Origin of the sequence: Streptomyces sp. NPDC055966 (assembly GCF_042269865.1) — a bacterium.
Classification (GTDB): Bacteria; Actinomycetota; Actinomycetes; order Streptomycetales; family Streptomycetaceae; genus Streptomyces.
Genome location: NZ_JBHJYK010000006.1, coordinates 360,859 through 386,862, shown reverse-complemented (window position 1 = coordinate 386,862; position 26,004 = coordinate 360,859). Strand labels below are relative to the sequence as shown.

At 73.7% G+C, this 26,004-nt stretch carries 24 protein-coding genes; 11 read left to right on the top strand and 13 right to left on the bottom strand.

Annotated features, from left to right (window positions below; genetic code table 11):
* Window position 1: 1 nt before the first annotated feature.
* Window positions 2-862 carry a ketose-bisphosphate aldolase gene (locus tag ACFC8N_RS16135; protein WP_376288478.1) on the bottom strand — a complete coding sequence of 287 codons (861 nt, stop codon included), beginning with the start codon at window positions 860-862 and terminating at the stop codon, window positions 2-4.
* A gap of 400 nt (window positions 863-1,262) precedes the next feature.
* A complete protein-coding gene (locus tag ACFC8N_RS16130) occupies window positions 1,263-2,144 on the bottom strand; it encodes a sugar isomerase (RefSeq protein ID WP_356023539.1) in 882 nt (293 codons plus the stop codon).
* A gap of 123 nt (window positions 2,145-2,267) precedes the next feature.
* Between ACFC8N_RS16130 and ACFC8N_RS16125 the strand changes: the two genes are divergently transcribed.
* Window positions 2,268-3,047 (top strand): DeoR/GlpR family DNA-binding transcription regulator, encoded by a 780-nt coding sequence (locus ACFC8N_RS16125; protein WP_356023537.1) that lies wholly within the window; start codon window positions 2,268-2,270, stop codon window positions 3,045-3,047.
* A gap of 325 nt (window positions 3,048-3,372) precedes the next feature.
* Here ACFC8N_RS16125 and ACFC8N_RS16120 read toward each other — a convergent pair whose 3' ends face one another.
* Window positions 3,373-3,768, bottom strand: coding sequence for a luciferase family protein (locus ACFC8N_RS16120; protein WP_356023535.1), 396 nt, complete (start codon window positions 3,766-3,768; stop codon window positions 3,373-3,375).
* A gap of 417 nt (window positions 3,769-4,185) precedes the next feature.
* Between ACFC8N_RS16120 and ACFC8N_RS16115 the strand changes: the two genes are divergently transcribed.
* Together ACFC8N_RS16115 and ACFC8N_RS16110 are read left to right on the top strand one after the other, a co-directional pair.
* On the top strand, window positions 4,186-5,364 hold the full coding sequence (locus ACFC8N_RS16115; RefSeq protein ID WP_376288477.1) for an MFS transporter: 1,179 nt from the start codon (window positions 4,186-4,188) through the stop codon (window positions 5,362-5,364).
* A 73-nt stretch (window positions 5,365-5,437) separates the two neighbouring features.
* Complete coding sequence (locus ACFC8N_RS16110) at window positions 5,438-6,214, top strand: maleylpyruvate isomerase family mycothiol-dependent enzyme (RefSeq protein ID WP_376288476.1); 777 nt, start codon at window positions 5,438-5,440, stop codon at window positions 6,212-6,214.
* Between the two features lie 25 nt (window positions 6,215-6,239).
* Here the strand turns inward: ACFC8N_RS16110 and ACFC8N_RS16105 are convergent, their stop codons facing one another.
* Complete coding sequence (locus tag ACFC8N_RS16105) at window positions 6,240-6,638, bottom strand: MarR family transcriptional regulator (RefSeq protein WP_356023529.1); 399 nt, start codon at window positions 6,636-6,638, stop codon at window positions 6,240-6,242.
* 85 nt (window positions 6,639-6,723) lie between these two features.
* On the opposite strand from ACFC8N_RS16105, the gene ACFC8N_RS16100 reads away from it, so the two are divergent.
* Complete coding sequence (locus ACFC8N_RS16100; protein ID WP_376288475.1) at window positions 6,724-8,220, top strand: MFS transporter; 1,497 nt, start codon at window positions 6,724-6,726, stop codon at window positions 8,218-8,220.
* A 272-nt stretch (window positions 8,221-8,492) separates the two neighbouring features.
* Entirely contained in the window at window positions 8,493-8,777 is a 285-nt protein-coding gene (locus ACFC8N_RS16095; RefSeq protein WP_376288474.1) for a DUF6332 family protein, read from the top strand.
* Here the strand turns inward: ACFC8N_RS16095 and ACFC8N_RS16090 are convergent.
* The 3 genes from ACFC8N_RS16090 to ACFC8N_RS16080 all read right to left on the bottom strand — a co-directional run bounded on the left by ACFC8N_RS16090 (window position 8,738) and on the right by ACFC8N_RS16080 (window position 11,428).
* Entirely contained in the window at window positions 8,738-9,403 is a 666-nt protein-coding gene (locus ACFC8N_RS16090; RefSeq protein WP_356023523.1) for a response regulator transcription factor, read from the bottom strand. The genes ACFC8N_RS16095 and ACFC8N_RS16090 overlap by 40 nt on opposite strands.
* Window positions 9,400-10,638, bottom strand: a complete 1,239-nt coding sequence (locus tag ACFC8N_RS16085) for a sensor histidine kinase (protein ID WP_376288473.1) — start codon at window positions 10,636-10,638, stop codon at window positions 9,400-9,402. Before ACFC8N_RS16085 ends, ACFC8N_RS16090 begins: the two co-directional genes overlap by 4 nt.
* A 103-nt stretch (window positions 10,639-10,741) precedes the next feature.
* The gene (locus ACFC8N_RS16080) at window positions 10,742-11,428 is read right to left on the bottom strand and encodes a TetR/AcrR family transcriptional regulator (RefSeq protein ID WP_356023519.1); all 687 of its coding nucleotides are present in this window, start codon (window positions 11,426-11,428) and stop codon (window positions 10,742-10,744) included.
* A 127-nt stretch (window positions 11,429-11,555) separates the two neighbouring features.
* On the opposite strand from ACFC8N_RS16080, the gene ACFC8N_RS16075 reads away from it, so the two are divergent.
* The gene (locus ACFC8N_RS16075; protein ID WP_356023517.1) at window positions 11,556-12,005 is read left to right on the top strand and encodes a nitroreductase family deazaflavin-dependent oxidoreductase; all 450 of its coding nucleotides are present in this window, start codon (window positions 11,556-11,558) and stop codon (window positions 12,003-12,005) included.
* Here the strand turns inward: ACFC8N_RS16075 and ACFC8N_RS16070 are convergent.
* Window positions 11,995-13,236 (bottom strand): geranylgeranyl reductase family protein, encoded by a 1,242-nt coding sequence (locus ACFC8N_RS16070; RefSeq protein WP_356023515.1) that lies wholly within the window; start codon window positions 13,234-13,236, stop codon window positions 11,995-11,997. The two genes, ACFC8N_RS16075 and ACFC8N_RS16070, sit on opposite strands and share 11 nt — an antisense overlap.
* A 131-nt stretch (window positions 13,237-13,367) precedes the next feature.
* On the opposite strand from ACFC8N_RS16070, the gene ACFC8N_RS16065 reads away from it, so the two are divergent.
* Together ACFC8N_RS16065 and ACFC8N_RS16060 are read left to right on the top strand one after the other, a co-directional pair.
* The gene (locus ACFC8N_RS16065) at window positions 13,368-14,720 is read left to right on the top strand and encodes a dipeptidase (protein WP_376288472.1); all 1,353 of its coding nucleotides are present in this window, start codon (window positions 13,368-13,370) and stop codon (window positions 14,718-14,720) included.
* Between the two features lie 82 nt (window positions 14,721-14,802).
* Window positions 14,803-15,507, top strand: a complete 705-nt coding sequence (locus tag ACFC8N_RS16060; protein ID WP_376288471.1) for an MBL fold metallo-hydrolase — start codon at window positions 14,803-14,805, stop codon at window positions 15,505-15,507.
* Between the two features lie 18 nt (window positions 15,508-15,525).
* On the opposite strand, the gene ACFC8N_RS16055 is transcribed toward ACFC8N_RS16060, so the two are convergent.
* Window positions 15,526-16,569 carry an NUDIX domain-containing protein gene (locus ACFC8N_RS16055; RefSeq protein WP_356023509.1) on the bottom strand — a complete coding sequence of 348 codons (1,044 nt, stop codon included), beginning with the start codon at window positions 16,567-16,569 and terminating at the stop codon, window positions 15,526-15,528.
* Between the two features lie 190 nt (window positions 16,570-16,759).
* Entirely contained in the window at window positions 16,760-17,002 is a 243-nt protein-coding gene (locus tag ACFC8N_RS16050) for a hypothetical protein (RefSeq protein ID WP_356023772.1), read from the bottom strand.
* A gap of 216 nt (window positions 17,003-17,218) precedes the next feature.
* Here ACFC8N_RS16050 and ACFC8N_RS16045 point away from each other — a divergent pair, with 216 nt between their 5' ends.
* Together ACFC8N_RS16045 and ACFC8N_RS16040 are read left to right on the top strand one after the other, a co-directional pair.
* Entirely contained in the window at window positions 17,219-18,001 is a 783-nt protein-coding gene (locus ACFC8N_RS16045; RefSeq protein WP_376288470.1) for a maleylpyruvate isomerase family mycothiol-dependent enzyme, read from the top strand.
* A gap of 214 nt (window positions 18,002-18,215) precedes the next feature.
* Window positions 18,216-20,276 carry an NPCBM/NEW2 domain-containing protein gene (locus tag ACFC8N_RS16040; protein ID WP_376288469.1) on the top strand — a complete coding sequence of 687 codons (2,061 nt, stop codon included), beginning with the start codon at window positions 18,216-18,218 and terminating at the stop codon, window positions 20,274-20,276.
* A gap of 80 nt (window positions 20,277-20,356) precedes the next feature.
* Here ACFC8N_RS16040 and ACFC8N_RS16035 read toward each other — a convergent pair whose 3' ends face one another.
* Window positions 20,357-21,304, bottom strand: coding sequence for an ROK family protein (locus ACFC8N_RS16035; protein ID WP_356023503.1), 948 nt, complete (start codon window positions 21,302-21,304; stop codon window positions 20,357-20,359).
* A 239-nt stretch (window positions 21,305-21,543) separates the two neighbouring features.
* On the opposite strand from ACFC8N_RS16035, the gene ACFC8N_RS16030 reads away from it, so the two are divergent.
* Window positions 21,544-22,593, top strand: a complete 1,050-nt coding sequence (locus ACFC8N_RS16030) for a LacI family DNA-binding transcriptional regulator (protein ID WP_356023501.1) — start codon at window positions 21,544-21,546, stop codon at window positions 22,591-22,593.
* Window positions 22,594-22,651: 58 nt separating this feature from the next.
* On the opposite strand, the gene ACFC8N_RS16025 is transcribed toward ACFC8N_RS16030, so the two are convergent.
* Window positions 22,652-24,421 carry a protein kinase gene (locus ACFC8N_RS16025; protein WP_376288468.1) on the bottom strand — a complete coding sequence of 590 codons (1,770 nt, stop codon included), beginning with the start codon at window positions 24,419-24,421 and terminating at the stop codon, window positions 22,652-22,654.
* A 123-nt stretch (window positions 24,422-24,544) separates the two neighbouring features.
* Window positions 24,545-25,843: a DUF6986 family protein gene (locus ACFC8N_RS16020; protein WP_376288467.1), complete on the bottom strand. Its 1,299-nt coding sequence runs from the start codon at window positions 25,841-25,843 to the stop codon at window positions 24,545-24,547.
* Window positions 25,844-26,004 lie beyond the last annotated feature (161 nt).

The following is a 26,004-nucleotide window of genomic DNA, read 5'->3' as shown; positions in this document are numbered from 1 at the left end:
GTCAGCCGGAGGTGCGGCCCAGCACCCCGATGATCCGGCGTACCTCGTCCGCCATCGCCTCCCTCCCCACGCTCAGGTACTTCCGCGAGTCGACGGCCTCGGGGTGGGTGGCGAGGAACTCCCGGATCGCCCCGGTCATCGCCACGTTGAGCGCCGTGCCGACGTTGACCTTGGCGATGCCGCCCGCGACCGCCTCGACCAGGCCGTCGTCCGGTACGCCGGAGGAGCCGTGCAGGACGAGCGGGACGGCGAGCGCCGCGGACAGCTGCTTCAGCAGTGCGTGGTCGAGGCGGGCCGTGCGGGTGGTCATGGCGTGCACGCTGCCGACGGCGACGGCGAGCGCGTCGACGCCGGTTCCGGCCACGAAGTCACGGGCCTGGTCGGGATCGGTGCGCGCGCCGGGCGCGTGGGCGTCCAGCGGAGGTCTGCCGTCCTTGCCGCCGACCTGCCCCAACTCGGCCTCGATCCAGAGTCCTTGGGAATGCGCCCAGTCGGCGGCGGCCCGGGTGGCGGAGAGGTTGTCGGCGTACGGCAGCCGGGCCGCGTCGTACATCACCGAGCCGAACCCCGCGCCCGGTGCCTGACGCAGCAGGTCGTCGCTCTGCACATGGTCCAGGTGCAACGCGACGGGCACGGTGGCCCGTTCGGCGGCGGCGACGGCGGCGCGGGCCAGCGGCAGCAGCCGTCCGTAGCGGAACTTGACGGCGTTCTCACTGACTTGGAGGACGACGGGGGCTTCGGCCGACTCGGCGCCGGCGATGACGGCTTCGATGTGTTCCAGGGTGATGACGTTGAACGCGGCGACCGCGGAGCGGGCCGCGGAAGCGGAGGTGATCAGCTCGCCTGTGTTCACGAGGGGCACTTCGGGTGTCCTTCCGAGACGCGGACCGGGGGGGTGGCAGCAGGGGCGGGGCGGGGCGGCCGGAGGTTCGACCGGGAACGGCCAGGGGTCGGCCGGGTACCGGCAGAGGGTGAGCCGGGCTGCCGCCGGAGATGGGCGGCCGGGGGGCCGGGCAGGCGGTGGCTGGGGGGGGTGGCTGCGCGTGGGCCGCACATCGGGGAAAGTCGGCGGGAGCCCGGCCGCGCGCGGGCCGGGGTCGGCCATGCGCGGGCCGGGGTCGGCCATGCGCGGGCCGGGGTCGGCCATGCGCGGGCCGGGGTCGGCCATGCGCGGGCCGGGGTCGGCCAGGGTCGGGCCGGGGGCGGCCGGTCGTCAGTCTGGGCCGGCCGGTCGGCCGGGGGTCAAGCCGGTCGGCCGGGCGTCAGGGGGCGAGGATCACCGAGCGGGTGAGATGGCGCGGCCGGTCGGGGTCGAGGCCGTGCGCGGCGGCGACGGCGACCGCGAGCCGCTGGACCCGGACGAGTTCGGCCAGCGGGTCGAGTTCGCCCTCGATCCACAACCCGCCGGTGGCGCCGACCTGTTGGGCGAGCCCTTCGGGCGCCTCGCCGAGCATCCACGCGGCCCTGCCCGCGGTGGTGATGCTGATCGGGCCGTGCCGGTACTCCATCGCCGGATAGGCCTCGGTCCAGGACAGCGAGGCCTCGCGCATCTTCAGACCGGCCTCGTTCGCGAGCCCGACGGTCCAGCCGCGCCCGAGGAAGGTGAACTGGGTGCAGGCGACGAGCTGTTCGGGAAGAGGAGTGGTGAGGGCCGTGCGCGCGTCGGCGACGACGGAGTCGGTGTGCAGGCCGAGATGGGCGCGGAGGAGGGTGAGGGCGGTGGTGGCGAACCGGGTCTGGACGACGGAGCGTTCGTCGGCGAAGTCCAGGACGACGAGGTCGTCGGCGGCGGACATGACAGGGGTGGCGGGGTCGGCGGTGACGGCGGTGGTCCGCGTCCGTCCCCGCAACGCGCCGAGCAGCTCCAGCACTTCCGTCGTCGTACCGGAGCGGGTGAGGGCGACGACCCGGTCGTACGACCGCCCGGACGGGAACTCGGAGGCGGCGAACGCGTCGGTCTCGCCCTGCCCGGCGCCCTCCCGCAGCCCGGCCACCGCCTGCGCCATGAAGTACGAGGTCCCGCACCCCACGATCGCGACCCGCTCCCCGGACTCCGGCAGCGCGGCCTTGTACCGCTGCGCCCCTTCGGCGGCCCGCGCCCAGCACTCCGGCTGGCTGTTCAGCTCGTCCTCGACATGGGTCATGCCCACACCCTTCCCTCGCTGATTGTTCCTGCAAGATATAGCGAGCTTTCGAGCACAATCAAGCATCAACGCGCAGAGGACCGTGCGCTAGGGTCACCGGGAACACGGAGAAGGAGGCTGCGGATGTCCCGGGACGCCCGCTGGAAGGCGCTGCTGGAACTGCTCGTGGAGCGCGGCCGGCTGGAGGTCGAGGAGGCGGCGGCCGAGCTGGAGGTGTCGGCGGCGACGATCCGCCGGGACTTCGACCAGCTCGCCGAGCAGCAGATGCTGGTGCGCACCCGGGGCGGAGCGGTGGTGCACGGGGTGTCGTACGAACTCCCGCTGCGCTACAAGACCGCCCGCCGCGCCTCCGAGAAGCAGCGCATCGCCAAGGCCGTGGCCGATCTGCTGGCGCCGGGCGAGGCGGTGGGGCTCACGGGTGGTACGACCACCACGGAGGTGGCCCGCGCCCTGGCCGTGCGCGGCGACCTGTCCAGCGGCTCACCGGCGCTGACCGTCGTCACCAACGCGCTCAACATCGCCAACGAGCTCGCGGTGCGGCCCCAGTTCAAGATCGTGGTGACGGGCGGGGTCGCGCGCCCGCAGTCGTACGAGCTCATCGGCCCGCTCGCGGACGGGGTGCTCGGGCAGATCACGCTCGACGTGGCGGTACTCGGTGTCGTCGCCTTCGACGCCACGCACGGGGCGGCGGCGCACGACGAGGCGGAGGCCGCGATCAACCGGCTGCTGTGCGAGCGCGCCGAGCGGGTGGTGGTCGCCGCCGACTCCAGCAAGCTGGGCCGGCGCGCCTTCGCCCGGATCTGCGGAGCGGAGCTGGTGCACACGCTCGTGACGGACACAGCGGTACCGCAGGAGACGGTACGCCTCTTCGAGGAGGCAGGAATCCGGGTCCTGGCGGTGTGACACCCGGCCCGAGCCCCGCCGACGCGACGGCCGGCCGGCCCCGGCCGCGACCGGCCCGCACCGAGCCCACCCGGCACGGCGGCCGGTGCGCAACCCCCGGGCACGGCACCGGCCCACACCGGACCCACCCGCCACACCGGCCGGCGCAGAACCCCACCCACGACACATCGACCCACACCGAGCCCGGTCACCGCGGAGGCCCGCACAGAAGCGGCGCGCGCCACCGACGCATCGGGCTCCGCCCACGCCGGATCCGGCCACCTCGGACCCGGCCGCTTCGGATCCGGCCCCTTCCGCGCCGACGTCTGCTTCCGTGCCGACCGCCTCAGAACCGCCCCAGGTCGGCCTTCACGAACCCCGCCCCCCGCTGGTCGTTGCACCCGGTCTGCGGCCGGTCGGCCGGGTCGGGCCAGGTCTGCTGGGCCTGGAGGGCCACGCTCACCAGGGTGAGCAGCAGGTCGACGTCGCTCGCGGCGTCGAGGCGCAGGGTCACCCACTGAGAGCCGGGCACGATCCTGATCGCCCCCGAGTCCCTCAGGTCCTTGGCGAAGCGCCGGATGGCCCGGTCGGTCAGCCGTAGATCGACATCGCGGTCCGAGTGGAAGTGGGCGATCTCGCCGTGGGCCGAACTCACCGCCTCTCCCAGGCCGCAGCTCGGGATCGCCTGGCTCAGGTCGGGCCAGGTCGCCAGTTGCGCGAGCGCGCGCGAGGCCAACGTCATGGGGCCATCATGGACCGCTCACCCCTCGGCAACCAGCTCGTGAGCAAGCATTAACCGACCTGTATCCACCGGAGGACCGCGCACGGAAAGACTCCGGCCACCCCGAACGGGGCACACGGTGCGCGGGGTTGACGGCACGGCCGGCATCAAGGCACACAAGTAGGCGCAGGTCAAGGACACATCGCTCCCGCCACGGACAGGCCGGAGCCGGTCGCACGCGGCCGAGGGCGGCCCGGACGGCATGCGAAGGCGCTCGTCGCCGAGGCGAGCGCTGACGCGTATCCGGTTCTCTCGCGATATGAACACGCTTGGCCCGTCCGTACACGCGAGCACCCTGGAAAGACCTTGCCCCTCCCCTCGGCCTCCCCCTAACCTGAGTTTGTGCCGCAAATAAACAAAACCCGATCGCGCAACGTCGTGCCGGGCAGCAGTACCGATCTCACCCGGCTGCGGATCGCCCTGACCGCCTTCTTCGCCCTGGACGGCTTCATCTTCGCCGGATGGGTCGTCCGGATTCCCGACATCAAGGAGCAGACCCACGCCTCGGCCAGTGATCTGGGCCTGGCGCTCCTCGGCGTCTCCGCCGGTGCCGTGATCACGATGACCCTCACCGGGCGCCTGTGCCGGCGCTACGGCAGCCATCCGGTCACCGTGGTCTGCGCCGTTCTGCTCTCCCTCAGCGTCGCCCTGCCCCCGCTCACTCACTCCGCGCCCGCGCTCGGCGCCGTACTGCTGGTGTTCGGCGCCGCCTACGGCGGGATCAACGTGGCCTTCAACAGCGCCGCCGTCGATCTGGTGGCCGCACTGCGGAGGCCGATCATGCCCACGTTCCATGCCGCGTTCAGCCTCGGCGGCATGATCGGCGCGGGCCTCGGCGGACTGGTCGCCGGTGCGCTCTCCCCCACCCGGCATCTGCTCGGCCTCACCCTCACGGGGCTCCTCGTCACCGCCCTCGCCGGACGCACCCTGCTGCGACAGGAGCCGCCCGTGCCGGCCCGGACCCGCCCGTCGCCGCACCAGAAACCGCGGACCGGTGGCCCGCGACGCGGCGGCCACCGCGGGCTGGTGCTCGTCTTCGGGCTGGTCGCGCTCTGCACGGCCTACGGCGAGGGCGCCATGGCCGACTGGGGCGCGCTCCATCTCCAGCAGGACCTGGCGGCCTCGTCGGGCGTGGCGGCGGCCGGGTACTCGTGTTTCGCGCTGGCCATGACCATCGGCCGGGCGACCGGGACCACACTCCTGGAACGCCTCGGCCGCGCGCGCACCGTGATCGCCGGAGGCGCCGTCGCGGCGGCGGGCATGCTGCTCGGCTCCCTCGCGCCCTCCGTGTGGGCGGCGCTGATCGGCTTCGCCGTCACCGGGCTCGGGCTCGCCAACCTCTTCCCGGTCGCCGTCGAGCGGGCGGGCGCGCTGACCGGCCCGTCCGGGGTCGCCATCGCCTCGACGCTCGGCTACGGCGGCATGCTCCTCGGGCCGCCCTCGATCGGCTTCATGGCCGACTGGTTCTCTCTGCCGACCGCGCTCACGAGCGTGGCGGCGCTGGCCGCCGTCGCCGCGTTCATCGGGGTCACGACGCGGCGGACCATGGGGCGCTGACGGACCTCGGCCACGCGGCGGTGCAGCGGAAAAGGCGGGCCTTCGAGCGGACTCCATCCGGCACACTCGCCCCATGGAGACTGCCGACTTCCTTCAGACCCTGGACCGCGAGGGCCGACTGCTCGCGGCGGCCGCCGACGCCGCAGGGACCGACGCCAAGGTGCCCACCTGCCCGGAGTGGCAGGTGCGCGACCTGCTGCGGCACACCGGCGCCGTGCACCGCTGGGCCGCCGGCTACATCACCGAAGAGGGCACCGCACGGCGCCCCTTCGGCGACCCGCCGGAGCTGGACGGCGCCGAGCTGGTGGCCTGGTACCGGGACAGTCACCGCCTGCTGGTCGACGCCCTGGCCGCCGCACCCGTCGACCTGGAGTGCTGGACGTTCCTTCCGGCGCCCAGCCCCTCACCGCTGGCGTTCTGGACCCGCCGGCAGGCACACGAGACGACCGTCCACCGGTACGACGCGGAGGCGGCGCGCGGGGGTACGGCCTCCCCGATCGCCCCGGACTTCGCGGTCGACGGCATCGACGAACTGCTGCGCGGCTTCCACGCCCGCTCCCGGAGCCGGCTGCGCACCGAGGAGCCGCGCGTCCTGCGGGTGCGCGCGCTGCACGCGGGGACGGAAGGGGCGCAAGGGGCGGACACCGTGTGGACCGTACGGCTGTCGGCCGAGCCGCCGGTGACCGTGCGGAACACGGCCGGCGCAGATGACGAGGCCGGTGAGGCCGAGGCCGAACTGTTCGGACCCGCCGACGAGTTGTACCTGGCGCTGTGGAACCGCAGGCCGGTGCCGAGCGTGCGCGGCGATCACTCGCTGGCCGAGCTGTGGCGGGAGAAGGGCGGCATCTGACACTCCGTCAGCCTCCATCTCTCCTTCAGTCGGCGCAGGCCAGCATCCGCGCCAGCACCGCGCGCTGCACGGGCCGCACCTCGCCGTGCAGCGCGCGCCCCTTGCCCGTCAGGGCCACCCGGACCCCGCGCCGATCCTCGGCACACATCGCACGGTCGACCAGGCCGTCCTTCTCCAGGCGGCCGATCAGGCGGGACAGGGCGCTCTGACTGAGGTGGACCCGCTCGGAGATCTCCTGCACGCGGTAGGCGCAGCCGCCGTCGGCCGCCACCCCCTCGGCCAGCAGGTCGAGGACCTCGAAGTCGCTGGCGCACAAGCCGTGTTCGTGCAGCGCCCGGTCCAGCTCGCACTGGGTGCGGGCGTGCAGGGCCAGGATGTTCCGCCACTGCTCCACGAGTGCCTGCTCGGCCCTGTTCGCCGCCATGGGCGCACCGTAGCAGAGAATCAAGATTGTTGCACCGTAATTAAATGCATTTGCATTCGATGCATGCGCATGTACTGTCTTCGGCATGACCTCTCCGCTCACCCCCTCCGCGGCCCCGTCCCCGGCCGTCCGCTGGACTCCTCGCCTGTGGGGCACCCTGCTGGTGCTCTGCGCGGCGATGTTCCTCGACGCGCTGGACGTGTCGATGGTCGGTGTCGCGCTCCCCTCCATCGGCTCCGACCTGCATCTGTCCACGTCGACGCTGCAATGGATCGTCAGCGGCTACATCCTGGGCTACGGAGGCCTGCTCCTCCTCGGCGGACGCACCGCCGACCTGCTCGGCCGGCGCCAGGTGTTCCTCGTCGCGCTCGGCGTCTTCGCGCTCGCGTCGCTGCTCGGCGGGCTCGTGGACTCCGGTCCGCTACTGATCGCCAGCCGCTTCATCAAGGGCCTCAGCGCGGCCTTCACCGCGCCGGCCGGACTGTCGATCATCACCACGACGTTCCCGGAGGGTCCGCTGCGCAACCGGGCCCTGTCCATCTACACCACCTGCGCCGCCACCGGGTTCTCCATGGGTCTGGTGCTCTCCGGCCTGCTCACCGAGGCCAGCTGGCGCTTCACCATGCTGCTGCCCGCGCCGATCGCCCTGCTCGCACTGGCCGCGGGCCTGCGGCTGCTGCCGCGCAGCGCCCGCGAGGAGAACCACGCCGGCTACGACATCCCGGGCGCCGTCCTCGGCACCGCGTCGATGCTGCTGCTGGTCTACACCGTCGTCCAGGCCCCCGAGGCCGGCTGGGCCTCGGCCCGTACGCTGCTGTCGTTCCTCGCCGTCGCCGTGCTGCTCACCGCGTTCGTCCTGGTCGAGCGGCGTTCGCCGAGCCCGCTGATCCGGCTGGGCGTGCTGCGCTCGGGCAGCCAGGTGCGCGCCCAGCTCGGCGCCATCGCCTTCTTCGGCTCCTACGTGGGCTTCCAGTTCCTGACGACGCTCTACATGCAGTCCCTGCTCGGCTGGTCCGCGCTGCACACGGCGCTCGCGTTCCTGCCGGCCGGCGCACTGGTGGCGGTGTCGTCCACGAAGGTCGGCGCGATCGTCGACCGGTTCGGTACGCCCCGGCTGATCGCGCTGGGCTTCGCCTTCATGGCGCTCGGGTACGCCCTGTTCCTGCGCGTCGATCTCGACCCCGTGTACGCGGCGGTCGTCCTGCCGTCGATGCTGCTGATCGGCGCCGCCTGCGCGCTGGTCTTCCCCTCGCTCAACATCCAGGCCACCAACGGCGTCGAGGACCATGAGCAGGGCATGGTCTCCGGTCTGCTGAACACCTCGGTGCAGGTGGGCGGCGCGCTGTTCCTGGCGGTGGTGACGGCCGTGGTCACCGCGGGCGCCCCCGCACACGCCACTCCGCAGGCCGTCCTCGACAGCTACCGGCCCGGCTTCCTCGTCGTCACGGGCATCGCGCTGGCGGGCCTGCTGATCACGCTCACCGGTCTGCGCGGACACCGTAGCCGGCCGTCCGTGGTGGTCGCCCGGTCCACGTCCACGGCGCGGGAGGCGGAAGCGGAGCGCGTGGCGGTCCGCGACTAGGGGGTGTCGTTCGGATCAGGCCGGCCGAGACGAACGGTGCGGATCGGCCGACCCGAGCGGGGTCGTGGGGCCCCTCCCGCGCGAGCGAAGCCGAGCGTGGGGGAGTCGGCGAGTGACGACAACCCGGCTGGGGGTGCCCCCTCTGGGGGAGGGCGTGCCAGGGCCCGCGACGCCGGGATGATCCAGACGACACCTCCCAGGGGGAAGCCTCCGTACGTGCGCCCGGCGGGAGTTGGTTCGCCCGCCGGGCGCACGTCTGTGAGGCTGAGGTGATGGACAGCCACGGGGGACGCCGCACCAAGGCCCAGCAGGACGCGGCCACGGTCGAGATCGGCTATGCGCTGGTGAGCGCCGGGTTCGCGGCCGCGGTGCTGTTCGGAGCCGTCGCGGGGCCGGCGCTGCTCTTCGCTCTGCCCCGAGCGCTGAGGACGGCGCTGGTGTGGATCGGTCTCGTGGCCGCGTCCGTGGTCTTCCTGGCCCGGGTGGTGAGCGTGCTGGTGCGCTTCCGGCGGGGCGCTCAGCCCAGCCAGCCGGGTCGCACCAATCCCGACTCGTAGGCCAGCACGACGAGTTGGGCGCGGTCGCGGGCGCCCAGTTTCACCATCGCGCGGCTCACATGGGTCTTGGCCGTCAGCGGGCTGACCACCAGGCGGCGGGCGATCTCCTCGTTGGACAGACCGATGCCGACCAGCGCCATCACCTCCCGCTCCCGCTCGGTGAGCCGGGCGAGGGCATCGGCCGCCGCGGGCTCCTTGGAGCGGGCCGCGAACTCGGCGATCAGGCGCCGGGTGACGCCCGGCGACAGCAGCGCGTCGCCGTCGACCACCGCCCGTACGGCGCGCACGAGTTCGTCCGGTTCGGTGTCCTTCACCAGGAAGCCTGAGGCGCCGCAGCGGATGGCCTCGAAGACGTACTCGTCGAGCTCGAAGGTGGTGAGCATGACCACCTTGACGTCCGCCAGATCCGCGTCGTCCGTGATGCGCCGGGTCGCGGCCAGGCCGTCGAGCCGGGGCATGCGGATGTCCATGAGGACGACGTCCGGCGCCCGTTCGCGCACCAGGCGCAGCGCCTCCTCGCCGTCGGCCGCCTCGCCGGCCACCTCGATGTCCGGCTGCGCGTCGAGCAGCGCTCTGAAACCGGCCCGCACGAGCGACTGGTCGTCGGCGAGCAGTACCCGGATCACTGGTCCTCCCTGAGATGCGACGGCAGCACGGCGAGCACCCGGAAGCCGCCGTCGGGGCGCGGGCCCGCCTCGATGGTGCCACCCAGCGCGGCCGCCCGCTCCCGCATGCCGGCCAGCCCGTTCCCGCTGCCGCCGGCGTCGGCTCCGGTCGCGGGTCCGTCGTCGTCGACGCGCAGCCGCAGCGCGTCGCCGTCATGGGCGAACGCCACGCGCGCGTGCCGCGATCCGGAGTGCCGTACGACGTTGGTCAGCGCCTCCTGGACGATGCGGAACGCGGCCAGGTCGGCCCCCGCCGGCAGCTGCGGCGGCACGCCCTCGACCTCGACGCTCAGCCCGGCGGCGGCCGCCTGTTCCACCAGTTCCGGCAGCCGGTCCAGGCCGGGGGCGGGCGTGCGCGGGGCGGCGCCGGGGGCGCGCAGGGTGTCGAGCACCTGGCGGACCTCGCCGAGGGCCTCCTTGCTGGCGGCCTTGATGGTGGTGAGCGCGGTCCGCGCCTGCTCGGGGTCGCTGTCGAGCAGCGCGAGGCCCATGCCGGCCTGGACGTTGATGACGGAGATGCTGTGCGCGAGGACGTCGTGCAGTTCGCGGGCGATCCGCAGCCGTTCCTCGTCGGCGCGCCGCCGGGCCGCCTGCGCGCGGTCAGCCCGCTCCCGGGCCCACTGTTCGCGCCGCACCCGGGCCAGTTCGGCCACGGCGAACACCGCCAGCACCCAGGCGGCGAGGCCGATCTCCTGGATGACGCCCGCGCCCTTGTCCCCCGGGGGCGGCAGCCAGCGGTACAGCCAGAGCGCGACCAGGGCGTGCCCGGCCCACAGCAGTCCCACGGCCGCCCAGGCGGCTCGCCGGTGCCCGGCCACGACCGCGCTGAAGCAGGCCACCGCGACCGTCAGATAGACCGGCCCGTAGGGGTAGCCCGCGGCCAGGTAGCCGAGGGTCACCGCCGCCGTGCCGAACACCACGGCCACCGGGTGGCGGTGGCGCCACAGCAGCAGGAGCGAGGCGACGAGCAGCAGCACGCGCGCGTAGAGATCGAGCGGCACCCGGTGCGGCTGGCCGTGCCCGGCGAAGTTGCTGCCGACCAGCACGAACACGGTGAACAGCGCCGTCGAGCGCCACGGCCAGGCCCGCCCCCGGTGCGGCTCCGTGTCGTCCGGGCCGTCGCGCCAGGCAGGTCCGTACCGCGACCACGGGGGCCCGTACCGCCACCGCGGCGAGGGGGCGCGCTGCTCTTCCATGCCCGCCACGCTAGACGCCGGCGGCGGCGCCGGACGTCCGCCGGGCGAGGTGATCACCCGTACTCCCCGGGGAGTACGGCGCCCGCCACAGGGGACCCCGCCCCTACCGCAGCCCCACCCCGTGTGCCAGCCGCGTGACCGTGTGCCGGAAGAAGCTCTCCCGGTCCTCGACCACCTTGTGGAACTGGCCGAACAGCTCGAAGCTCACCAGCCCGAACAGCTGGGCCCAGGCCGCCACCATCGCCACGGCGACCTCGGGGGGCAGGTCGGGGGCGAGGTCGGCGGCCATGCGCTCGGCCTCGGGGCGCAGGGAGGCGGGCAGGGGCAGGTCGGCGAGCCCGGGGCCCTCGTGGGCGGCGCGGATGATGTCGATGAGGACGAGGCCCACGCGGGAGGCGGCCGGGACGGTGGTCTCGGGGGCGGCGTAGCCGGGCACGGGCGAGCCGTAGATCAGCGCGTACTCGTGCGGATGCGCGAGCGCCCAGCCGCGCACCGCCTCGCACACGGCGGTCCAGCGGGCCACGGGCGCGGCACCGCGCGCCGCGTCGTGCGCCCGCTCCGCACGCTCGCCGAGGGAGTCGTAGGCGTCGATGATCAGGGCGGTCAGCAGCTCGTCGCGGCTGGGGAAGTACCGGTACAGGGCCGAGGAGACCATGCCGAGTTCGCGCGCGACGGCCCGCAGCGAGAGCTTCGCCGCTCCTTCGTCCGCCAGCTGTCTGCGGGCCGCTTCCTTGATGGCGGCGGTGACTTCGGTCCTGGCCCGTGCGCGGGCGCCCTGTGGGGTGCTCATACCCTCAAGTCTGCCACGAGAGAGAGCAGTGCACACAAAAGAGAGCAGCGCTCTTGCATTCTCGTGCCGACCTCCCCCACACTGGAGCCAACCGAGAGCACCGCTCTCCCGAACCGTGGGGGTCACCATGTCGTCACACGTCAAGAAGCCGGGCTGGTTCACCGTCAACGTCTTCAACCGGACGGTGGCCTGGCTCACCGGCCGCGGCATCAGCATCTGGGGCTCCCGGGTCCTCGCGGTGCGCGGACGCAAGAGCGGGCAGTGGCGTACGACTCCGGTGAACCTGCTGACGGTGGACGGGCAGCAGTACCTGGTCGCCCCGCGCGGCCATGTCCAGTGGACCCGCAACATGCGGGCGGTCGGCGGGGGCGAGCTGAGGCTCGGCAGTAACGTGGACGTCTTCACCGCCGCCGAGGTCGCCGACGACGACAAGGTCCCGCTGCTGCGCGCCTACCTCAAGCGCTGGAAGGCGGAGGTCGGAGTCTTCTTCGACGGCGTCGGCCCCGACTCCCCGGACGAGGACCTGCGCCGCATCGCCCCCGACCACCCCGTCTTCCGGATCACCGTCACGAACTGACCGGATCCTCCGCCGGGGCGCCCTGCTCCCGGTCCAGCGCGGTCAGGGCGCGCTGGGCGAGCGGGCGGGAGCGGACGATCTCGGCGACCGAGGTCTTGCCCTGGGTGATCTCCCGGAACGCCCGCCAGGCGGGGCGGAATCCGGTGAGGGCCGCGTGGAAGAGGCCGGGACGCTTCTCGAACGCGGTCAGCAGCCGCTTGCCGACGCTCATCTCGACGCCGAGTCCGGCCTTGACCGCGAACGCGTAGTTCAGGGCCTGGCGGCGGGTGTCGACCGCGTCGTGCGCCTCGGCGATGCGCACCGCCCACTCCCCCGCGAGCCGGCCCGAGCGCAGCGCGAAGGAGATGCCCTCGCGCGTCCACGGCTCCAGCAGACCGGCCGCGTCACCGCAGACCAGCACCCGCCCCCGGGACAGCGGCGAGTCGTCCGCGCGGCAGCGGGTCAGATGCCCGGAGGAGATGGACGGCTCGAAGCCGGCCAGACCGAGCCGGGCGATGAAGTCCTCCAAGTACCGCTTCGTGGCGGCGCCTTCGCCGCGCGCGGAGATCACGCCGACCGTCAGGGTGTCGCCCTTCGGGAACACCCAGCCGTAACTGCCCGGCATCGGGCCCCAGTCGATGAGGACCCGGCCCTTCCAGTCCTCCGCGACGGACTCCGGGACCGGGATCTCCGCCTCCAGGCCGAGGTCCACCTGGGCCGGCTTCACCCCGACATGGGCCCCTATCCGGCTGGCGCTGCCGTCGGCGCCGACGACCGCGCGGGCCAGCACCGTTTCGCCGCCCTGGAGCAGGACGGCGACCGTGCGCCGGTCGGGGACCGCCGAGCCGTGCTGCTCCACGCGCTGCACCGTGACGCCCGTACGCAGCTCGGCGCCCGCCTTCTGGGCGTGCTCGACCAGCTGCTGGTCGAACTCGGGGCGGTTGATCAGGCCGAACAGCATCTGCTTGGAGCGGCGGGTGCGGGCGAACCGGCCGTTGTGGGAGAACGTGACCGCGTGCACCCGGTCACGGAAGGGCAGCTCGAAGCCCGGGGGCAGCGCGTCGCGCGAGGGGCCGATGATGCCGCCGCCACAGGTTTTGTAGCGCGGCAACTCGGCTTTCTCCAGCAACAGCACGCGCCGTCCGGCGACCGCGGCCGCATAGGCGGCCGAGGCCCCCGCGGGTCCCGCGCCCACCACGACGACGTCCCACACCTGCTGCACGTCGTCCGCCGAAGAGTTCTCGCCGCTCACGATGGTCTACTGCTCCGATCCAGCCGCTGCCGTAGTGTCCCCCGCATCCTACGGCGGTCGTCGCCGCAGGCCACTGTGGGAGTATCGGGGTACTCACCCCGTTCAACGTCGCACCCACGAGGAGCGTGCCCATGTCGTCGAATCCGGTCGCCGAGACCGTCGCCTCGCTGATGCCCCGGGCGAAGGCGGAGCTGACCGAGCTCGTCGCCTTCCGGTCGGTGGCCGACTTCGCGCAGTTCCCGAAGAGCGAGAGCGAGGCCGCCGCGCGCTGGATCACCGAGGCGCTCACCGCCGAGGGCTTCGTCGACGTGGCCCTGCTGGACACCCCGGACGGCACCCAGTCGGTCTACGGCTACCTGCCGGGCCCCGAGGGTGCGAAAACGGTTCTGCTCTACGCCCACTACGACGTGCAGCCGCCGCTGGACGAGGCCGGCTGGACCACCCCGCCGTTCGAGCTGACCGAGCGCGACGGCCGCTGGTACGGCCGCGGGAGCGCCGACTGCAAGGGCGGCTTCATCATGCACCTGCTCGCGCTGCGCGCCCTGAAGGCGAACGGCGGCGTCCCGGTGAACGTGAAGATGATCGTCGAGGGCTCGGAGGAGCAGGGCACCGGCGGTCTGGAGCGCTACGCCGAGCAGCACCCCGAGCTGCTCGCGGCCGACACGATCGTGATCGGCGACGCGGGCAACTTCCGGGCCGGCCTGCCCACCGTGACCACCATCCTGCGCGGGATGACCCTGGTCCGGGTGCAGATCGCCACCCTGGAGGGCAACCTGCACTCGGGCCAGTTCGGCGGAGCCGCCCCGGACGCGCTGGCCGCGCTGATCCGGGTCCTGGACTCGCTGCGCGCCGCGGACGGCTCGACCACCGTCGACGGTCTCGACTCCTCGGCCACGTGGGACGGCCTGGAGTACACCGAGGAGCAGTTCCGCTCCGACGCCCGGGTGCTCGACGGTGTCGAACTGACCGGCGGCGGCGCCGTCGCCGACCGCCTGTGGGCCCGCCCGGCGGTCAGCGTCCTCGGCATCGACTGCCCGCCGGTCGTCGGCGCGACCCCCTCGGTGCAGTCCACGGCCCGGGCCCTGATCAGCCTGCGGGTGCCGCCGGGCGTGGACGCCGCCGAGGCGACCAAGCTGCTCCAGGCGCACATCGAGGCGCACACCCCGTGGGGCGCCCGGGTCAGCACCGAGCACATCGGCCAGGGCCAGCCCTTCCGCGCCGACCCCACCAGCCCGGCCTACCGGGCGATGGCCGACGCGATGGCCGCGGCCTACCCCGGCGAGACCATGCAGTACGCCGGACAGGGCGGCTCCATCCCGCTGTGCAACACCCTCGCCGGGCTGTACCCGCGGGCCGAGATCCTGCTGATCGGTCTCAGCGAGCCGGAGGCGCAGATCCACGCGGTCAACGAGAGCGTCTCCCCCGAGGAGCTGGAGCGCCTGTCGGTCGCCGAGGCGCTGTTCCTGCGCAACTACGCCGGCTGACCCCCCGGGTCTCCCGTCCGCCGCTTCTGCCGGCGGCAGAGCGCCCTCGCCTGCGGGCGGGGGCGCTGCCTACGGTCGGGGCATGGACGTCATCGAACTGCTCCCCCGGCTGCACCTGCTGCGCTTCCCCGTCGGCCAGGCCTATCTCTGGCGCGACGACGACGAGTTGACGCTCGTCGACACGGGCACGATCGGTGCGGGCCCGGCGATCGCCGACGCGATCACGGCGCTGGGGCACGCGCCCTCGGACGTACGGCGGATCGTGCTGACCCATTTCCACGAGGACCACGTGGGCGGGGCGGGCGAGTTCGCGGCGCTGAGCGGCGCCGAGGTGCTGGCGCACCACCTCGACGCCCCGGTCGTCCGCGGGGAACTCCCCGGCCCACGGCACCGGTTCGAGGACTGGGAGCTGCCGATCCACCTGGAAGTGAGCAAGCACCTGCCCCAGGGGACGCCGGTGCCGCCCGCCCCGGTCACCGACGTGTCCGACGGCGAGGTGCTCGACTTCGGCGGCGGGGCACGTGTGCTCCATGTCCCCGGGCACACGGACGGCAGCATCGCGCTGTTCCTGCCCGCCGAGGGCGTGCTGTTCACCGGGGACACGGTGGCCGCGTCACCGGCCGACGGCTCGGTGATCCCAGGGGTGTTCAACCTCGACCGCCCGCAACTCCTCGCCTCTCTGCGGCGGTTGGCGGAGCTGGACGCGGAGGTGGCGTGCTTCGGGCACGGCGACCCGGTGCTGTCGGGTGCGGCGGCGGCGCTGCGCGAGGTGGCAGCCACCGCCTGAACACCGGACCACCGGGGATCAGCCGACCGGCACCCCGCCCTCCAGATACAGGGCGGTGCCCCGCTCACGGGCCCGCAGCGCCCAGCGCAGCCGCTCGTAGCGGACCGGCGGGAGCATCCCCGCGGCCTCCTGCTCGCCGGCGAAGCGCCAGGCGCGCAGCTCCGGGCCCGGCAGCAGCACCCGGGACGCCTCGGCGGGCTCCAGTCTGCCGCCGTCGAACAGCAGCCGCAGCCCGCCGAAGCCGGGCGGCGCGGGCCGCTCCCAGTCCACGACGAGCAGCCGCGGCACCTCCCGCAGCTCTATCCCGGTCTCCTCGGCGACCTCCCGCATCCCGGCACGGGCGGGCGCCTCACCCCGCTCGACCACCCCGCCGGGGAACTCCCAGCCGGGCTTGTAGGTCGGGTCGACGAGCAGCACCCGGTCGTGTTCGTCGAAGAGCAGCACCCCGGCGGCGAGCGTCTCGGCGGTCGGCTCGGGGGTCTGCACGATGTCACAGGGGGGTACGGTCCCGCCGGAGACGGCGTCGGCGATGCGGACGGCGGTCTCGTACGGAGTGAGGTCGCCGGTGTCCACGAGGTGGGCGTCGGCGGTGAGCCAGGAGGCGAGGGCGGCGCGGTAGGGCTCGATGTGGTCGTACGACCACTGCCGTATCCGTATCTCGCCGTCGGGCAGGTCGGGCGGGATCTCCCGGCCGGCTATCCGCTCGCGCAGGATCGTTTCGGCCGGGGCGAGGAGCAGATGGTGCACGGGGATCCTGCGGGTGGCGAGGCCGCCGAAGATCTCGTCGCGGTACTCCTGGCGGAGCAGGGTCATGGGCACCACGAGGGTCCCGCCCAGCTCGGCCAGCATCGCGGCGGCCGTGTCGACCATCAGCCTGCGCCAGATCGGCAGGTCCTGGATGTCGCCGACCTCGGCGAGGCGCTTGGGCGGCAGGAGGTGCGTGAGCGACCCGCCGACGACCTCGGGGTCGAAGAGCGTGCTGTTCGGGATCAGCTCGATCAGTTCCCGTGCGGCGGTGGTCTTCCCCGCACCGAACGCGCCGTTGATCCAGACGACGGTCACGGACTCCCCCTCTTCTGTTGGCCCCCTGTGGCTTGCCCGCAACACCCTGCCACGGAAACCCCGCCCCGGTGAGGGCGTCCGCACAGGAGTGCCGGTGCCCCCTGCGGCGGGAACACCGGCATGCGCGCGGAGAGCGCCGAAGCCAGGGGGTGTCGTTCGGATCAGGCCGGCCTGATCCAGACGACACCCCCTAGTTCTGCCCGAAGTCCTGCGGGAAGGCCCGATCGAAGGCGTGGTCGAAGGCCTGGGCGCCGGACTGCCGGCCGGCGGGGGCGAGACCGTCCTGGTCGACGAGGTCACCGGTCGAGTGGACGGTGTCCTGGACACCGAGCTCGTCGAGCGGACCGTTGTCCGCCGCGTGGGACGGGGTGACGGCGGCCACGACGAATCCGGTGGCCAGGGTGGCGAGGGCGAGGATGCTGCGCTTCTTCATGCGCTGACCAACTGGAAAGGCGGCCGGGGGTCACGCGGACCGCGCGCCTTCCGCTCATCAGGCCGATCGCCGTCCGGCGCGCGGGCGCCCCGGCCGTACGGGCGCCCTGGCGGGAAAATTCCGTGGCTCCGCCGATCATGTGCCGGATATCCTCCGGGGCCAGAGCGTCGACGATCACCTTCTTCAACGCCCCACCGCCGGACGGATCGAGGTCGCATGCGCGCGCAGGTGAGCGGTTTCCCGGCCGTCGGCCCCGACGGCGATCCCCTCGGCCTCGTGGCGCGCTCGGCCGACCGGCTCGTACGGTCCGCCGGCGCGCTGTCCGACGCCGCGCTGCGTGCCCCGGCCGGGCTGCCCGGGTGGACGCGCGGCCATGTGCTCGCCCATGTCGCCCACAGCGCCGACGCCTACGTCCGGCTGCTCGGGCTCGCGCGCACCGGCCGCGAGCCGGGCCCCCGCGCGGACCGGGCGTCACTGGCCGCCGCGCTGGAGCGGGACGCGGCCCTGCCCGCCGGCCGGCTCACGGCCCTGCTGCGCGAGAGCCTCGACCGGTTCACGGCGCAGGCGCGCGCGATGCCCGCCCCCGCCTGGGACCGTCTGGTCCCCGCGCTGGCCGGCTGGCGGCACCCGGCCTGGTATCTGATGCTGCGCTGCCTGCGGGAGCTGGAGACCCACCACCTGGACCTCGGCACCGGTCACGGCACCGAGCAGTGGCCCGGCGCGTATGTCTCCTGGGCGCTGGACGACACGCTCGGCACCCTGCGGGCGCAGGGCTTCGCGCTCGCCTCGGTGGAGGCCGTGGACCTGGGCCGGCGCTGGACCCTGGCGCCGCAGGGCCCCTCGGTCACGGGGGCCGGACACCGGATCCTCGGCTGGCTCACCGGACGACTGCCCGCCGACACCCTGGTTCCTGACGCACCGGCGCATCTCCTGCCCCGGCCGCCCGCCTGGCCCCAGCCTCCGCTGCCGGGCTGGGGCCGCGTCGGCGACGGCGCATGAGCCGAGCGAAGCCAACACATCCGAACACTCAACGAGCTCACAGGGTGAAACAGCCCAGCTGTCAAGGCTTTTGACGGGATATCGAACAGTCCAGACCTACCTCTTCCAACAGACTCCGACAGGTCCTACCGTAAACGCGCACGACTGAGCCTCGCTGACACCCAGGCGTCGCCCGGTCGTCAGCCACCGTTCGCGAGTCGGAGGAACGTCCACGATGCGTCACCCTCACACCCGCACGACCCGCACCGCCCGCCGAAGACTGCTCGGGGCCCTCGGCGCCGGGCTGCTGTGCACGGCGGGCCTCGCCACCCCCGCCGTCGCCACCCCGGCCGCCCGCGCCCCCGTCACCACGGTCCCCGCGCAGGCCCCCGCCGTCCCCGCCCTGGCCGACGGGCTCGCCCTCACCCCGCCGATGGGCTTCAACAACTGGAACTCCACGCACTGCCGGGCCGACTTCAACGAGACGATGGTCAAGGGCATCGCGGACCTCTTCGTGGCCAAGGGCCTGAAGGACGCGGGCTACCGGTACGTCAACCTGGACGACTGCTGGGCCCTGCCGAACCGCGACGCGAATGGCAAGCTGGTGCCCGACCCGGCCCGCTTCCCGAACGGCATCAAGGCCGTCGCCGACTACGTCCATTCCAAGGGCCTCAAACTCGGCATCTACACCAGCGCCGGCATCAAGACCTGCAACAGCGCGGGCTTCCCGGGCGCGCTCGGCCACGAGTACAGCGACGCGCGGCAGTTCGCCGACTGGGGCGTGGACTACCTCAAGTACGACAACTGCAACAACCTCGGCGTCGACGCCCGGTCGCGCTACCGGACCATGCGGGACGCGCTGAGAGCGACCGGGCGGCCCATCGTGTACAGCATCTGCGAATGGGGCGAGAACAAGCCGTGGGAATGGGCCGCGGACGTCGGTCACCTCTGGCGGACCACAGGTGACATCAGCGACGACTGGGGCTCGATGGTCTCGATCCTCAAGCAGAACCTGCCGCTCGCGCCCTACGCCGGCCCCGGGCACTGGAACGACCCCGACATGCTGGAGGTCGGCAACGGCGGCATGACGGACACCGAGTACCGCTCGCACTTCTCGCTCTGGTCGATCATGGCCGCACCCCTGCTGATCGGCACCGATCTGCGCAAGGCCACCCCGGCGACCTTCGACATCCTGGACAACAAGGACGTCATCGCCGTCGACCAGGACCCGCTCGGCAAGCAGGGCACGGTGATCTCCTCCGTGGGCGGGCGCTGGGTCATCGTCAAGGAGATGAAGGACGGCAGCCGGGCGGTCGCCCTCTTCAACGAGTCCGGCACCGCCCAGCGGATCGCCACCACCGCGAGCGCCGTCGGCCTGCCCGCCGCCCCCGCCTACACCGTGCGGGACCTGTGGCAGCACCGCGACGACAACACCGCCGGCACCCTCGCCTCGACCGTACCGGCCCACGGCACGGTGCTGCTGCGCGTTTCCGCCGACCCGCGCTGGGCGACCCACCCGCCGGCGGCCGAACTCGGCCTGGACGGCAGCCCGTTGCTGGAGGCGGCCACCCCGGTCACACTGACCGGCACGGTCACCGACCTCGGCCGTACACCCGCGCGCCGGCTCTCGGTGTCGCTCACCGGACCGGCGGGCTGGAGCGTGCGGCCGACCTCGGCGACCACGGCCGGCGCCCTCCCCACCGGCCGGACCCTGCGCACCGGCTGGCGCGTGACCGCCCCGGCCGGAACCCCGACGGGGGCCTACGACCTGACGCTCCGGGCCCGTTACCGCTCACCGTCCGGCGAACAGGTCTCCAGCGCCCTCCCGCTCAGCGCGTCCGTGGTGGTACGGCCGCCCGCCGGGACGTCGTACCTGAGCGATCTGCCCTGGCTGTCGGCGACCAACGGCTGGGGACCGGTGGAACGCGACACCAGCAACGGGGAGAGCGCCGCGGGCGACGGGCACCCGATCACCATCGGCGGCACCGTGTACGCCAAGGGGCTCGGGGCGCACGCGCCGAGTGACATCTCCTTCTACACCGGCCGGGCCTGTACGACGGTCCGCGCGGCCGTCGGCGTGGACGACGAGAAGGGCCTGAAGGGCACCGTCGCCTTCGAGATCTGGGCGGACGGCACGAAGGTCGCCGCCACGGGCGTCCTGACCAACACGATGCCCGCCCAGCCCCTCACCGCCGACGTCACCGGCGCCCAGGTGGTCCGCCTCGTCGTCACCGACGGCGGCGACGGCAACGACTCCGACCACGCGGACTGGGCGGACGCCGCACTGACCTGCTGACGGCGCCCATCCGCCGGGCGCGGCGACCGGCACGCGGCCGCGGGCCGGCGGGGACACCGCGGTGTGCGCCCCGTCCCGGCTCAGACCCCCGCCGCGTCCGGCCGCCGGGCCAGCGCCGCCGCGGCGGCCCCGACCAGCCCCGCGTCGGTGCCCATCTGGGCGGGGACGACCGTCAGCCGCTGCACGAACGACAGGGTCGCGTAGCCGGTGAGCGCCTTGCGCAGCGGCGTGAGCAGGATGTCGCCCGCCTTGCCGACACCGCCGCCGATCACCGCGATGTCGATCTCGACCAGGGTCGCGGTGGCCGCGATGCCGGCGGCCAGCGCCTGGGCGGCCCGCTCGAAGGAGGCCACGGCGACCGGGTCGCCCGCGCGGGCGGCGGCGGCCACCGCGGCGGCCGAGGTGTCGCCGTCGGGGCCCGGCAGCCAGCCCTGCTCCAGGGCGCGGCGGGCGATGTTGGGCCCGCTGGCGATGCGCTCCACACAGCCCCGCGAACCGCACGGACACGGGTCGCCGTCGAGGTCGACGCTGATGTGGCCGATGTGACCGGCGTTGCCGGTCGGGCCGGGGTGCAGCTGCCCGTTCAGGACCAGGCCGCCGCCGACACCCGTCGAGACCACCATGCACAGCGCGTTGTCGTGGCCGCGCGCGGCGCCCTGCCAGTGCTCGGCCGCGGTGATCGCGACGCCGTCCCCGATCAGCTCGACCGGCAGGCCCCCGGTGGCCACGCGGACCCGCTCCACCAGCGGGAAATCCCGCCAGCCGGGCACGTTGACCGGGCTGACGGTGCCCGCAGAGGCGTCCACCGGGCCGGCGCTGCCGATGCCGAGGAGGCCGGCGCGGACCCACAGCGGTGACCCGGCGAGCTCGCCGAGCACCACCTCGACGGCCCGCATGACCGTTTCGCCGTCCTGCTGGGCGGGCGTGGCACGCTGAGCGCGCTCCAGGATGCGGCCGTCACCGTCCACCAGTGCGCCGGCGATCTTGGTGCCACCGATGTCCAGGGCCGCCACAAGGTCGGTGTGCATGAGAGTCAGATCTCCCCGTCGAAGCTTGATAACCATACAGAGCAGGGCCGGTCAAGCGGTGGGGGCGCAGGCCGACAGACAGCGGTGGACAGTGTCTCGCGCATCTGACAACGTTGTCCAGGTTCTATGCTCGACGCCACATCCTCATACAAACGCCGGATCGGCGCAGCCCCCTCGGGACATTGCGCACACGCACCGACCGCGCGGACGAGACGGACGACAGGACAGGACCCCGCATCGTGCCCGACACCACCCGCCCCACAGACCGCCTGCCCGGCACCCGCTACGGCAACCGCCCGACCATGAAGGACGTGGCGGCGCGGGCCGGTGTCGGGCTGAAGACGGTCTCCCGGGTGGTCAACGGCGAGCCCGGGGTCACGCCGGACACCGAGCGGCGGGTGCAGGAGGCCATCGAAGCGCTGGGCTTTCGCCGCAACGACAGCGCCCGCGTGCTGCGCAAGGGCCGTACGGCGAGCATCGGCCTGGTGCTGGAGGACCTCGCCGACCCCTTCTACGGCCCGCTCAGCCGCGCCGTAGAGGAGGTGGCCCGGGCCCATGGCGCCCTGCTCATCAACGGCTCCAGCGCCGAGGACCCGGAGCGCGAGCAGGAGCTGGCGCTGGCGCTGTGCGCGCGCCGGGTGGACGGGCTGGTGGTGATTCCGGCCGGGGACGACCACCGCTATCTGGAGCCGGAGATCCGGGCCGGGGTGGCGACCGTGTTCGTGGACCGGCCGGCCGGGCGGATCGACGCGGACGTGGTCCTGTCCGACAACTTCGGCGGCGCCCGGGACGGGGTCGCGCATCTGATCGCGCACGGCCACCGCCGGATCGGGTTCATCGGCGACATGCCCCGCATCCACACGGCCGCCGAGCGGCTGCGCGGCTACCGGGCGGCCATGGAGGACGCGGGGATACCGGTCGAGGACGCCTGGATGTCCCTCGGACAGACCGATCCGGAGCGGGTGCGCCGGGCGGCGGAGGAGATGCTCGCCGGGCCCGAGCCCGTCACCGCGATCTTCACGGGCAACAACCGGGTGACGGTCACCGTGATCCGGGTCCTGGCCGAGCGCTCCCGCCGGGTCGCCCTGGTGGGCTTCGACGACTTCGAGCTGGCCGATCTGCTCCAGCCCGGGATCACGGTCGTCGCCCAGGACGCGGCCGCCCTCGGCCGTACGGCGGCCGAGCGTCTGTTCCGCCAGCTGGACGGCGGGCTCGTCGCCCCGGAGCGCATCGAGCTGCCCACCCGGCTGATCACGCGCGGCTCGGGCGAACTGCCGCCGGCGGACTGAGCCGCGCGGGACCGGAGCACCCACGTCAGCCGGCCGGCCCGGCGCCGTACGCCGACGGTCAGCAGACCCGGAGGCCGGGCACCGGGGCGTCGTTGTTCCCGCCCTCCAGGTAGACGTCGCTGACGTAGACGCCGGTGTTGCCGCTGTCGTCGTCGGTCTTCGCCCACCACACGTTCGTCCAGCGGCCGTAGGTCTCCCGGCGGCCCAGGTTCGCCTGGCAGTAGAAGTAGTTGGTGCCCGCGTCGAGAGTCCCGGCCGCGGCGCCGGAGGCCGTGTAGGACGTGGCCGTGCGCCACACGCCGCAGGTGTACTTGCCGCCGCCGGTGGACCGGCACGCTGCCGTCGGACCGGACGTGTGGCCCGGACCGCCGGTCGGGGCCGGGCCGTGGGACGGTTTGCCCGGTGGTGCGGCCGTGGCGGAGGCGGCGGCGCGCGAGGTCGGTCCGGTGGTGTCCGGGCCGCTCGGCGTCGGGCTGGGTTCCGCGCCCTTGCTGCCGTTCGGGCGGGTGTGCCCGGGCCGGGTGGACCGCTCGGTGCCGGCCCTTTGGGCGGTGGCGCTCGCGGAGCGCGAGGCGGCGGGCGCGGGCGCCGCCTTCGACGAGCCCGTGTCGCGCAGCGTGGCGACGGTGATCCCGGCCGCGGCGAGCACGACGGCGACGGCAGCGGCGGCGAGCAGGACGCGGCCCCTGCGACGGGGTGTGCCCGGCGGGGTGTTCACGGGCCCGGTGCGGGTGCCGGGTGCGAGGGTGGCCGGTCCGGTGGAGCCCTGGGCGTCGCCGGGCACCGGGCTCGTCGGCGCACCGGCCGGGGGCACGGGGCTGTGGGCGAACTGTCCGGCCGGGCCCTGCGGCGCCGCCGGGCCGAATCCCGGCGGCGCGGCCGGTGTGGTGGTTTCCGTGCGTTCGGGTGCGCCCGGCGGTGTCGCGCGCAGGGTGGTGGTCGGCGTGTCCGGCGTCCGTGTGCCGGTCACCTCGCGCAGTGCCTCGCAGGCCTCCTCGGCATCCGGGCGGGCGTCCGGGCGCTTGTCGAGCAGGCGCCGCAGGACCGGTGCCAGCGGTCCCGCCCGGCGGGGCTCGGGCAGCGGTTCGGTGACGATCGCGGCGAGCGTGGAGTAGGTGGACGTGCGGCGGAACGGGGAGGCGCCCTCGACGGCCGCGAACAGCGTGGCGCCCAGGGCCCAGACGTCGGACGCCGGGCCGGGCTCGGCGCCCTGGGCGCGCTCGGGGGCCAGGTAGTCGAGGGAGCCGACGAGTTCGCCGCTGCGGGTGAGGCGGGTGGCCGAGCCGTCGCCGGGGTCGTCCATGGTGGCGATGCCGAAGTCGGTGAGGACGACGCGGCCGGAGCGGTCGAGGAGGATGTTGCCGGGTTTGACGTCGCGGTGCAGGACGCCGGCGCGGTGGGCGGCGGCCAGGGCGTCCGTCACGGCGGCGCCGATGCGTGCCGCCTCGTACGGGTCGAGGGTGCCGCGCTCGCGCAGGACGTCGTCCAGGGAGGGACCCTCGATCAGTTCCATGACGATCAGCGGGCGCCCGTCCACCTCGGCCACGTCGTGCACGGCGACGACACCGGGGTGGCGGACCCGGGCGGCGGCCCGGGCCTCGCGCTGCATGCGCAGCCGCAGTTCGGACAGTTCCGGTCCGGCCGCGTCCGTGTACGTGCGCAGCTCCTTGACGGCGACCTCGCGGCCGAGGACCTCGTCCACCGCCCGCCAGACCACGCCCATGCCACCGCGCCCGAGCCGTGCGCTCACGCGATAGCGCCCGGCCAGCAGCCGGCCGGCTCCGTCCGAGTGCCCGTACCGCTCCGGTCCCTGCTCCCCCGAAGACACCGCCGCCCCGTTCCTGAAGTCGTTGCTCTGTCGCGTCCGCCTGGTCGATGCGTGGCGTCCAGCGTACGGGGCGGCGGCGCCGGCCAACTCCCGCGGCCGGGGGTCGTGACCGGTCCGCGACGTCTACTGCGCGGAGGCGGTCAGGTCGCCGCGCCGGGGCGCGGCGAACCCCTCCAGGTCGAGGCGGGTCAGGCCGGTGAGGCGGGCGACCTCGGCGATGTCGAGGGCGCCGCAGTCCAGGCCGCGCAGCAGGTAGCCGCTGAGGGCCTTGGCGGTGGCGGGCTCGTCCATGACGTCGCCGCCGACGTGGCCCGCGTAGCGGGCGAGGCGGCCGGCGGCCTGCTCGAAGCCCTCGCGGTAGAAGGCGAAGACGGCGGCGTAGCGGGTCGGGATGTGGCCGGGGTGCATGTCCCAGCCCTGGTAGTAGGCGCGGGACAGGGCGCGGCGGGTGAGGCCGTAGTGCAGCCGCCAGGCGTCGTGGACCTTGGCCGTCGGGCCGACGGGCAGGACGTTGGTGGAGCCGTCGCAGACGCGTACGCCGGTGCCCGCGGCGGCGACCTGCATGACCGCCTTGGCGTGGTCGGCGGCGGGGTGGTCGCTGGCCTGGTAGGCGGCGGAGACGCCGAGGCAGGCGCTGTAGTCGAAGGTGCCGTAGTGCAGACCGGTGGCGCGGCCCTCGGCGGCCTGGATCATCCGGGCGACGGTCGCGGTGCCGTCGGTGGCGAGGATGGACTGGCTGGTCTCGATCTGGATCTCGAAGCCGAGCCGACCGGCGTCGAGGCCGTGGACCTTCTCGAAGGCCTCCAGGAGCCCGACGAACGCGCCGACCTGCTCGGGGTACGTCACCTTCGGCAGGGTGAGGACCAGGCCCTCGGGCAGACCGCCCGCCTCGATCAGGCCGGTGAGGAAGACGTCGAGGGTGCGGATGCCCCGGTCGCGGACGGCGGCCTCCATGCACTTCATGCGGATGCCCATGTACGGCGCCGCCGTGCCGTTCTCGTACGCCTCCGCGATCAGGCGGGCGGCGCGGGCCGCGGTCGCGTCCTCCTCGGCGTCGGGGCGGGGGCCGTAGCCGTCCTCGAAGTCGACGCGCAGGTCCTCGATGGGTTCGCGCTCCAGCTTGGCGCGCACGCGCGTGTAGACCGGCTCGGCCAGTTCGTCCGCGAGGCCGAGGACGGCCGCGAAGGAGGCGGCGTCGGGGGCGTGTTCGTCGAGGGCGGCGAGGGCCCGGTCGCCCCAGGAGCGGACGGTGTCGGCGGCGAAGGCGTCGCCGGGGACGTAGACGGTGTGGACGGGCTGCCGGGTGCCGGGGTCCCCGGGGTAGAGGCGCTCCAGCTGCGCGTCGACCGGTGCGAGGGAGGCGCTGATCTCCTCGCTCACGGCGCCCGCGAGGCTCGTCGCCACCTTCTCCTGCTGACCCATCCCACACCCTCCTATTTTCCGCTGTACGGAATCAATAATCCGCAGAATGAAGTTATCCGGGCGGTTCGCGCTGGTCAACACCCTGTCCGTACGCCGGCCCACGAGAGAGAGTCGTCTTCAGGATGCACCGAGGCCCCGGTGACCGCGTGGGTCACCGGGGC